The following is an 8,102-nucleotide window of genomic DNA, read 5'->3' on the forward strand; positions in this document are numbered from 1 at the left end:
TTCGCGGGCGGGGGGAGTGATCGAAATGCTCATGGGCGCCGGGATGAAGAAGGCTGCAGGCCTACATTATCATGCAGGTTTACCCCGACGCGCCGGCCGGCGCGCAATCGAACATGACAGCGCCCGGTGCAGCGCGCGCGCAGGAGTCCCAGTCCCATGGCGGTAGTGAGTGTGAAGCAGGCCCTTTCCGGTGCCGTCGAAGCCGGCAGCACGGTGACCGTGCGCGGCTGGGTGCGCACGCGGCGCGATTCGAAAGCCGGGCTTTCCTTCGTCAACGTCAGCGACGGCTCCTGCTTCGACCCGATCCAGGCGGTGGCGCCGGCCACGCTCGCCAACTACGAGAGCGAGGTCCACCACCTGACCGCGGGCGCCGGCGTGATCGTCACCGGCACGCTGGTGCCCTCGCAGGGCAAGGGCCAGGCCTTCGAGATCCAGGCGAGCGCGGTCGAGGTCACCGGCCTGGTGGACGATCCGGAGACCTACCCGATCCAGCCCAAGCAGCACTCGATGGAGTTCCTGCGCGAGGTCGCCCACCTGCGCCCGCGCACCAACCTGTTCGGTGCGGTCACGCGCGTGCGCCACACGATGATGACGGCGATCCATCGCCACCTGACGGCCGAAGGCTTCTTCTGGATCAACACCCCGATCATCACGACGTCCGATGCCGAGGGCGCGGGCGACATGTTCCGCCTGTCCACGCTGGACCTGGCCAACCTGCCGCGCACCGACGGGGGCAAGATCGACTACCGCAAGGATTTCTTCGGCCGCGAGGCGTTCCTGACCGTATCCGGCCAGCTCAACGTGGAGGCCTACTGCCTGGCGATGAGCAAGGTCTACACCTTCGGCCCGACCTTCCGCGCGGAGAACTCCAACACGCCGCGCCACCTGGCCGAGTTCTGGATGATCGAGCCGGAGATCGCCTTCGCCGACCTGGCTGCCGACGCCGACTGCGCCGAAGGCTTCCTGAAGGCGATCTTCAAGGCGGTGCTGGAGGAGCGCGCGGACGACATGGCGTTCTTCGCCGAGCGCGTGCTGCCGGAGGCCGTCACGCGGCTTGAAGCCTTCATCGCCCAGCCGTTCGAGCGCATCGACTACACCGACGCGATCGAGATCCTGAAGAACTCCGGCCAGAAGTTCGAATACCCGGTCGCCTGGGGCATCGACCTGCAGACCGAGCACGAGCGCTATCTCGCCGAGAAGCACGTCGGCCGTCCGGTGGTGGTGATGAACTATCCGGAAGCGATCAAGGCCTTCTACATGCGCCTCAACGACGACGAGAAGACCGTCGCGGCGATGGATGTGCTGGCGCCCGGCATCGGCGAGATCATCGGCGGCAGCCAGCGCGAGGAGCGCCTGGACTACCTCGACCGGCGCATGACCAAGTTCGGGCTCGACCTTGCCACCTACGGCTGGTACCGCGACCTGCGCCGCTACGGAACCGTCCCGCACGCCGGCTTCGGCTTGGGCTTCGAGCGCCTGCTGTGCTATGTGTGCGGTCTGTCCAACATCCGCGACGCGATCCCCTACCCGCGCGCCGCCGGATCGGCCCTTTTCTGATCGTATGGTTTGATCTGCCATGTTCCATCGTTTTTCGCTGACGATCCTGCTGGTCATCCTCACCTCGCTGCTGGGCGCCTGCCACAGCGTCAAGGTGCTGGTGCCGCCCAACCTGCGTGCGCCGACCGATACCGGCAACGCCCTGGAGCAGGCCAGGCAGCAGCTGCAGAAGGCCACGCCGTGCTGCGGCAGCTTCGCGGACTTCTCCTACCAGACCCCCCTGCCGTGGCAGCCGAAGAAATTCGAGCTCGGCCCGGGCAGCATGGTCGCCAACCTCAACGGCGTACGCAGCTACTTCCTGGCCTTCCACCTGCCGGCCGACGTGAAGCTGCCCTACCGCGTGGCGCTGAAGTCCGACTTGAACGGCCGCTGGCTCCACGCGAGCTACCTGTTCGCTCCCACCACCGTGCTGCTGGATGCGGCGTTCCAGCCGATCGATTCGCAGGACGTGCAACTGTGCGAGTACATGGGCTGGAGCAGCGCCACCACCGGCGCGTTCGGCGCCTTCAAGGTCGCCAGCGACAAGGCGCGCTACCTGGTGGTCTACAGCTCGGCGGACCAGCAGGCCGGCAACACCTATTGGGAACAGTCGCCGGCCGCGTTTTCCGCGGAATCGCCGGTGAAGATGGCCAGCAACGGCAGCTTCCGCATCCCGCATGGCCCGGACGGCACCGTCTGGGTCGGCCTGATGAACGACACCTACCAGAAGGCGGTGGACAACGCGATCTGCGACAAGGCCCCGCAGGGCAAGGGGCTGCTCAACACGCTGCGCACTGCCCTGCCCACGCACTGGAGCGGAGGCGGCACGTGAACCTCGTGGTGATGCTGTACCTGCTGTTGCTCGCCGGCGGCATCGTTTGGTTCGTGCTGTATTACCTGGCGCAGTTCCGCATCGCCAGCCTGCTACGCACCCATCACCCGCAGCAGTGGAGGATCATCGCCGAGCCGGAGCAAGGACGGCCCAGCGGCATGCGCACGTGGATGCGCATGCAGCGCGTGCTGCGCCTGACCCGCCCGCGCCTGCCCGAACTGCTGCAGGACGCGGCGATCACCCGCTGGTTCCGGCTGTGGCGCATCGCGCCGTGGCTGGCCTGGGCCTGCTGGTTCGCGGCGGTGTTCCTGCAATGGAAGGCGCGCTGAGCCCATCGCCCCTCGAACTGCCGTAAGGAGTGTCCGATGCAACTGGATCTAAGCGGCCGCCATGCACTGGTTTGCGGCGCCTCGCAGGGCATCGGCCGGGCCAGCGCCATCGAGCTGGCCCAACTGGGCGCCACCGTCACCCTGCTCTCGCGCTCGACCGAGGCGCTGGAGGAACTGGCCGGCCGCCTGCCGCGCGCGCATCGCCAGGAACACGGCTGGCAGGCGGTGGACATGCTCGACACCGCACGGCTGCAAGGGGTGGTCACCGATATCGCCGCAGCCGATCCGGTGCACATCCTCGTCAACAACACCGGCGGGCCGCCCGGTGGGCCGGCACACACCGCCGACCCGGCCGCGTTCGAGGCGGCGTTCCGCCAGCACCTGATCGCCGGCCAGGCGATGGTGCAGGCTTTGCTGCCCGGCATGCGCCAGGCCAACTACGGGCGCATCGTCAACGTCATCTCGACCTCGGTGAAGGAACCCATCGCGAACCTGGGCGTGTCCAACACCGTGCGCGCCGCGGTGGCAGCCTGGGCCAAGACGCTGTCGGGCGAGCTGGCCGCCGAGGGCATCACCGTCAACAACGTCCTGCCGGGCTATACGCGCACCGGGCGCCTCGACAGCCTGCTCAGCGCGCAGGCCACGGCCAGCGGCCGCAGCGAGAACGACATCGCGCGCGACCTGATGGCGACCATTCCGGCACGCCGCTTCGGCGAGCCGGCCGAAGTCGCGGCGGTCATCGCCTTCCTCTGCACGCCCGCCGCCGCCTACGTCAACGGCGTCAGCATCGCGGTCGACGGCGGGCGCACGCGCACGTTGAGCTAGTTGCTCGCAGGGTGCCACCGCTCTCTCCGCATGGCGGGCTGAAGCCCATCCTACGAAGACGTGCATACGCCCCCTCCGGTGCAATCGCCGTCCCCAGGTCGTAAGCTTGCACGGATGCCTTCCCTGCGCCTCGCCAACCTGATCGACGGCCGCCTTGTGGCACCAAGGGCGGACCGTTGGCTCGAAGTGCACGAACCGGCCACCGGCGAAATCCTCGCGCACTGCCCTGACTCCGACGCCAACGACGTGGCGGACGCCGTTGCTGCCGCCCAGCGCGCGGCTCCGGGGTGGTCGCACACGCCGATCGAGCAGCGCGCGCGCCTGCTCCAGCGCCTCGCCGAGCTGATCGAACAGGACCTGGACGCCTTCGCCGCGCTCGAATCGCGCGACAGCGGCAAGCCGCTCGCGCTCGCACGCAGCCTCGACATCCCGCGCGCGGTGAGCAACCTGCGCTACTTCGCCGCGACGATCCAGGGCTGGGGCAGCGAGTCGCACGCGATGGCGCTGGGGCAGCCCGGCGCCGGAGCGATCAACTACACCTTGCGCCAGCCGCTGGGCGTGGTCGGCTGCATCAGCCCGTGGAACCTGCCGCTGTACCTGTTCACCTGGAAGATCGCGCCGGCGCTCGCCGCCGGCAACACGGTGGTGGCCAAGCCATCCGAAGTCACGCCATGCACCGCGGTTCGGCTGGCGGAGCTGAGCATCGCCGCGGGTTTCCCGCCGGGCGTGCTCAACATCGTGCAGGGCCGCGGACCGAGCGTGGGACAGGCGCTGGTCGAGCATCCGAGAGTCAAGGCGATCTCCTTCACCGGCAGCACCGCGACCGGCGCGGCGATCGCGGCGACCGCGGCGCCGCTGTTCAAGAAGGTATCGCTGGAGATGGGCGGCAAGAACCCGGCGATCGTGTTCGCCGATGCCGATCTTTCCGATGCCAACCTGGACACGATCGTGCGCTCGGGCTTCGCCAACCAGGGCGAGATCTGCCTGTGCGGCTCGCGCCTGCTGGTGCAGCGTTCGATCTACGAGGGCTTCCGCGAGCGCTACCTTGAACGCGTGCGCGCGCTGGTGGTGGGCGATCCGGACGAGCCCGGCACCCACCTCGGTGCACTGGTATCGCAAGCGCATTTCGACAAGGTGATGCGCTGCCTCGACCAGGCCCGCGCCGACGGCGCCAGCGTACTGTGCGGCGGCGAGCCGGTGCGGCTCCAGGGCCGCTGCGCCGGCGGATGGTTCGTTGCGCCCACCGTGATCGAAGGCCTGCCCAACACGGCGTCGACCAACCAGACCGAAATCTTCGGCCCGGTCGCGAGCCTGATCCCCTTCGAGGACGAGGCCGAAGCGATCGCACTGGCCAACGACAGCGCCTACGGTCTGGCCGCTTCGCTGTGGACGCAGGACCTTTCCCGCGCCCACCGCGTCGCCGCGGCGCTCGACTTCGGCATCGTGTGGGTCAATTGCTGGCTGCTGCGCGACCTGCGCACGCCGTTCGGCGGCGCCAAGCAGTCCGGCCTGGGCCGGGAGGGCGGCGCCGAGGCGCTGGCCTTCTTCACCGAGCCGAAGAACGTCTGTATCCGTTACTGACCTGGAACATCCATGCCGCACACCCTGAAAGACCTGCTCGCCAACAACCGCCGCTGGGCCGCCGGCGTCACCGCCGCCGACCCGCATTTCTTCGAGCAGCTCTCGCAGCAGCAGGCGCCGAAGTACCTGTGGATCGGCTGCTCCGACTCGCGCGTGCCCGCCACCCAGATCGTGGACCTGCCGCCGGGCGAGATCTTCGTCCACCGCAACGTGGCCAACGTGGTGGTGCACACCGACCTCAACGCGCTCAGCACGATCCAGTTCGCGGTCGACGTGCTCAAGGTCGAGCACATCCTGGTGGTCGGCCACTACGGCTGCGGCGGCGTCGGCGCGGTGCTGCGCCGCGACCGGCTCGGCCTGATCGACAACTGGCTGCGCCACGTCAAGGACGTGGCGTTCAAGCACGAGGTCTCGCTGCCGACGGACATCCCCTTCACGGCGCGGCACGATCGCCTGTGCGAACTCAACGCCATCGAGCAGGCGCTCAACGTCTGCGGCACCAGCATCGTGCAGGACGCGTGGGAGCGCGGGCAGCGGCTGACCGTGCACGCCTGGGTCTACGGTCTCACCGACGGCCACATGCACGACCTGGGCCTGGTGGTCACCGGCCGCGACGGCATGGCCGAGGCCTACCGCAAGGCGCTGGAGGGCCTTGCGCAACGCTGGCGGGGCCAGGCGTGAGCGGCATCATCCGCACCGACGCGGCACCCGCGCCGGTCGGCGCCTACCCGCATGCGCGCCGGGTCGGCAACCTGCTGTTCCTGTCCGGCGTCGGCCCGCGCGTGCCGGGCAGCAACCAGGTGCCGGGCAACGTCCACGACCACGGCGGCAGCCTGGCCGCCTACGACTTCGAGGCGCAATGCCGGCAGGTGTTCGCCAACGTGCGTGCGGTGCTGGAAGCCAGCGGCGCACACTGGGAAGACCTGGTCGACGTGACCGTGTTCCTCACCGACATGGCGCGCGATTTTCCCACCTACAACCGGCTCTATGCCGAGCATTTCGCCGGCGTCGACGCCTGCCGCACGACGCTGGGCATCAGCGCCCTGCCCACGCCGATCGCCATCGAACTCAAGTGCGTGGCCGCCCTGCCGGGCCCCTGACGAAGAAAGGCCCCGCCAGCTGACCCGGCGGGGCCCGAAGGATCGGACCGAACCTGCCTACTTGGTGCCGGAGGTCGCGTCGGCCGCCTTCTTGGCCTTGTGATGGTGATGATGATGGTGCGTCATGGTCTTCTTGGCGGCCGGAGCGGTGGCCGGCGCGGTCTTGGCTGCAGGAGCGGCGGTCTGCTCGGTCTTGGTCGCCGCCGCCTGCGGGGCAGCGTCCTGGGCCAGCACCACACCGGAAAGAGCCACGCCCGCCACGAGCAGGGAAGCGATCACAAGCTTGCGCATGATGGAAACCTCGCTGGGAACGCCGCGGACCCGGCCGGAACCCGGCATCGCGGGCGGCGCGGCGAACCCACGATGTGCCTGCCGCGGGATACCGCGACTGAATGGCCGGGCCCTACACCTCCCGCGCGCCGGATCCGGGCCTTGACTTGATGCGTGCCGCCGCTTTCGCGCAGGAACTTGCGTCAGGCGAGGCAGGCGCGCAGCAGCGGTTCGATCGTCCGGCGCAACGCTGCAGCCTTCGACTCGTCCCAGGCAAAACTCGCCTCGTCCATGTAGTTGCATTGCGCGACTTCCAGCTGCACCGCTTCGACGCCTTCGTCCGGGCGCCCGTAGTGGCGCGTGATGTACCCGCCCTTGAACCGGCCGTTGACCACGAAACCGTAGGTTTCCTGCCCTTCGAGCACGGCCTGCAGGCGACGCTGCAACGCGGGCGAACAACTGCCGCCGTCGGCGGTGCCGAGGTTGAGATCGGGCAGGCGCCCGTCGAACAGCATGGGCACCATGCTGCGGATGGAATGGCCTTCCCACAGCACCACACGGCCGTGCAGCGCACGCAGCCTCGCAAGTTCCTGTTGCAGCGCCTCGTGATAAGGCCGCCAATAATCGTTCACGCGACGTTGAATTTCGGCCGCGTCCGGCTCGCTGTCGGCGCCCAGATACAGCGGTTGGCCGTCGAAGCCGATGGTCGAGACCAGCCCGGTCTCCCGCCGGCCGGGATACAAGGCCTGGCCATCGGCCGGGCGGTTGAGGTCGACCACGTAGCGCGACGCAAGCGGCCGCAGCAGGCTCGCCTCCAGCGCCTGCGCAAGCGGCGCGTACAGGCGGACCACGTGCCAGTCGGTGTCGGGCGATCGCCGCGCGGTCGGGTGCATGCGCGTGGCGATCTCGTCGGGGATGTGGCTGCCGTCGTGCGGCAGGCTGATCAGCAGGGGCACGACGCCCGCTTCGAGGCGGAAGATGTCCATCGGTGCAGTGTAGCGGCTAGTGCATCAGCAGCAGTTCTTCGGCCGAGCTCGGGTGGATCGCCACGGCGCTGCGCAGTTCGCGCCGCGTGAGTCCTTTGCGCATGGCCACGGCGAAGCCCTGCAGCATCTCGTCCACTCCGGGGCCGAGCACGTGCAGGCCGAGCACGCGCTCGTCATCGCCCGTGCAGATGAGCTTCATCACGGTCGGCGTGGCATGCCCGGCGACGGCCAGTTGCAGGGGCACGAAGCGCTTGCAGTAGACCTGCACGGCGTCGCCGTGGCGTTCGCGGGCCTGCGCCTCGTTCAAGCCGATCATGCCCAGCGGCGGATCGGCGAATACCACGGTGGGGATCGCCCGGTAGTCGAACCGCGCCTCTGGCTGCCCGCCGAACAGCCGCTCGGCCAGCGCATAGCCCGCAGCCACGGCCACCGGGGTGAGCGCAGGACAGGCGGTGACGTCGCCGATGGCCGTGATGCCCGGCACGCTGGTGTTCTGGTGCGCGTCCACCTCGATGAAGCCCTTGGCGTCGCGCGCGACGCCGATGTGCTCCAGTCCAAGCGCGTCGCTGTTGGGCACGCGCCCGACCGCCCACAGCAGGGCATCGTACGGGCCATGCGCTGCGCCGCGCGCGTCATCCAGCAG

General features: G+C 68.9%; 10 protein-coding genes. 7 read left to right on the top strand and 3 right to left on the bottom strand.

The features are described from left to right. The first annotated feature begins 156 nt into the window (after positions 1–156). The 7 genes from asnS to HOQ08_RS03945 all read left to right on the top strand — a co-directional run bounded on the left by asnS (position 157) and on the right by HOQ08_RS03945 (position 6,203). Positions 157–1,557 (top strand): asparagine--tRNA ligase, encoded by a 1,401-nt coding sequence (gene asnS / locus HOQ08_RS03915; protein WP_291191865.1) that lies wholly within the window; start codon positions 157–159, stop codon positions 1,555–1,557. A 19-nt stretch (positions 1,558–1,576) separates the two neighbouring features. Next, positions 1,577–2,368, top strand: coding sequence for a MalM family protein (locus HOQ08_RS03920; protein WP_291191868.1), 792 nt, complete (start codon positions 1,577–1,579; stop codon positions 2,366–2,368). Continuing rightward, positions 2,365–2,697, top strand: a complete 333-nt coding sequence (locus HOQ08_RS03925; protein WP_291191870.1) for a hypothetical protein — start codon at positions 2,365–2,367, stop codon at positions 2,695–2,697. The genes HOQ08_RS03920 and HOQ08_RS03925 overlap by 4 nt, the downstream gene beginning before the upstream one ends. A gap of 36 nt (positions 2,698–2,733) precedes the next feature. Next, positions 2,734–3,522 (top strand): SDR family oxidoreductase, encoded by a 789-nt coding sequence (locus HOQ08_RS03930; protein WP_291191872.1) that lies wholly within the window; start codon positions 2,734–2,736, stop codon positions 3,520–3,522. Positions 3,523–3,636: 114 nt separating this feature from the next. Then, positions 3,637–5,103, top strand: a complete 1,467-nt coding sequence (locus HOQ08_RS03935) for an aldehyde dehydrogenase (protein WP_291191874.1) — start codon at positions 3,637–3,639, stop codon at positions 5,101–5,103. A 12-nt stretch (positions 5,104–5,115) separates the two neighbouring features. Further along, entirely contained in the window at positions 5,116–5,784 is a 669-nt protein-coding gene (gene can, locus HOQ08_RS03940) for a carbonate dehydratase (RefSeq protein WP_291191876.1), read from the top strand. Further along, entirely contained in the window at positions 5,781–6,203 is a 423-nt protein-coding gene (locus HOQ08_RS03945) for a RidA family protein (RefSeq protein ID WP_291191878.1), read from the top strand. Before can ends, HOQ08_RS03945 begins: the two co-directional genes overlap by 4 nt. Positions 6,204–6,260: 57 nt before the next feature. Here HOQ08_RS03945 and HOQ08_RS03950 read toward each other — a convergent pair whose 3' ends face one another. The 3 genes from HOQ08_RS03950 to HOQ08_RS03960 form a co-directional block, all read right to left on the bottom strand. Then, positions 6,261–6,494 (bottom strand): hypothetical protein, encoded by a 234-nt coding sequence (locus tag HOQ08_RS03950; RefSeq protein ID WP_291191880.1) that lies wholly within the window; start codon positions 6,492–6,494, stop codon positions 6,261–6,263. Between the two features lie 182 nt (positions 6,495–6,676). Continuing rightward, entirely contained in the window at positions 6,677–7,459 is a 783-nt protein-coding gene (gene hutG, locus HOQ08_RS03955) for an N-formylglutamate deformylase (protein WP_291191882.1), read from the bottom strand. A gap of 16 nt (positions 7,460–7,475) precedes the next feature. Continuing rightward, the coding region (locus tag HOQ08_RS03960) for an FAD-dependent oxidoreductase (RefSeq protein WP_291191884.1) at positions 7,476–8,102 on the bottom strand (627 nt) is incomplete at its 5' end.

Origin of the sequence: Frateuria sp. (assembly GCF_013362045.1) — a bacterium.
Taxonomy (GTDB): domain Bacteria; phylum Pseudomonadota; class Gammaproteobacteria; order Xanthomonadales; family Rhodanobacteraceae; genus Frateuria_A.

Coding starts and splice junctions, on each gene's coding strand:
- asnS (WP_291191865.1), top strand. CDS start 157: ATGGCGGTAGTGAGTGTGAAGCAGGCCCTTTCCGGTGCCGTCGAAGCC.
- HOQ08_RS03920 (WP_291191868.1), top strand. CDS start 1,577: ATGTTCCATCGTTTTTCGCTGACGATCCTGCTGGTCATCCTCACCTCG.
- HOQ08_RS03930 (WP_291191872.1), top strand. CDS start 2,734: ATGCAACTGGATCTAAGCGGCCGCCATGCACTGGTTTGCGGCGCCTCG.
- HOQ08_RS03935 (WP_291191874.1), top strand. CDS start 3,637: ATGCCTTCCCTGCGCCTCGCCAACCTGATCGACGGCCGCCTTGTGGCA.
- can (WP_291191876.1), top strand. CDS start 5,116: ATGCCGCACACCCTGAAAGACCTGCTCGCCAACAACCGCCGCTGGGCC.
- HOQ08_RS03950 (WP_291191880.1), bottom strand. CDS start 6,494: ATGCGCAAGCTTGTGATCGCTTCCCTGCTCGTGGCGGGCGTGGCTCTT.
- hutG (WP_291191882.1), bottom strand. CDS start 7,459: ATGGACATCTTCCGCCTCGAAGCGGGCGTCGTGCCCCTGCTGATCAGC.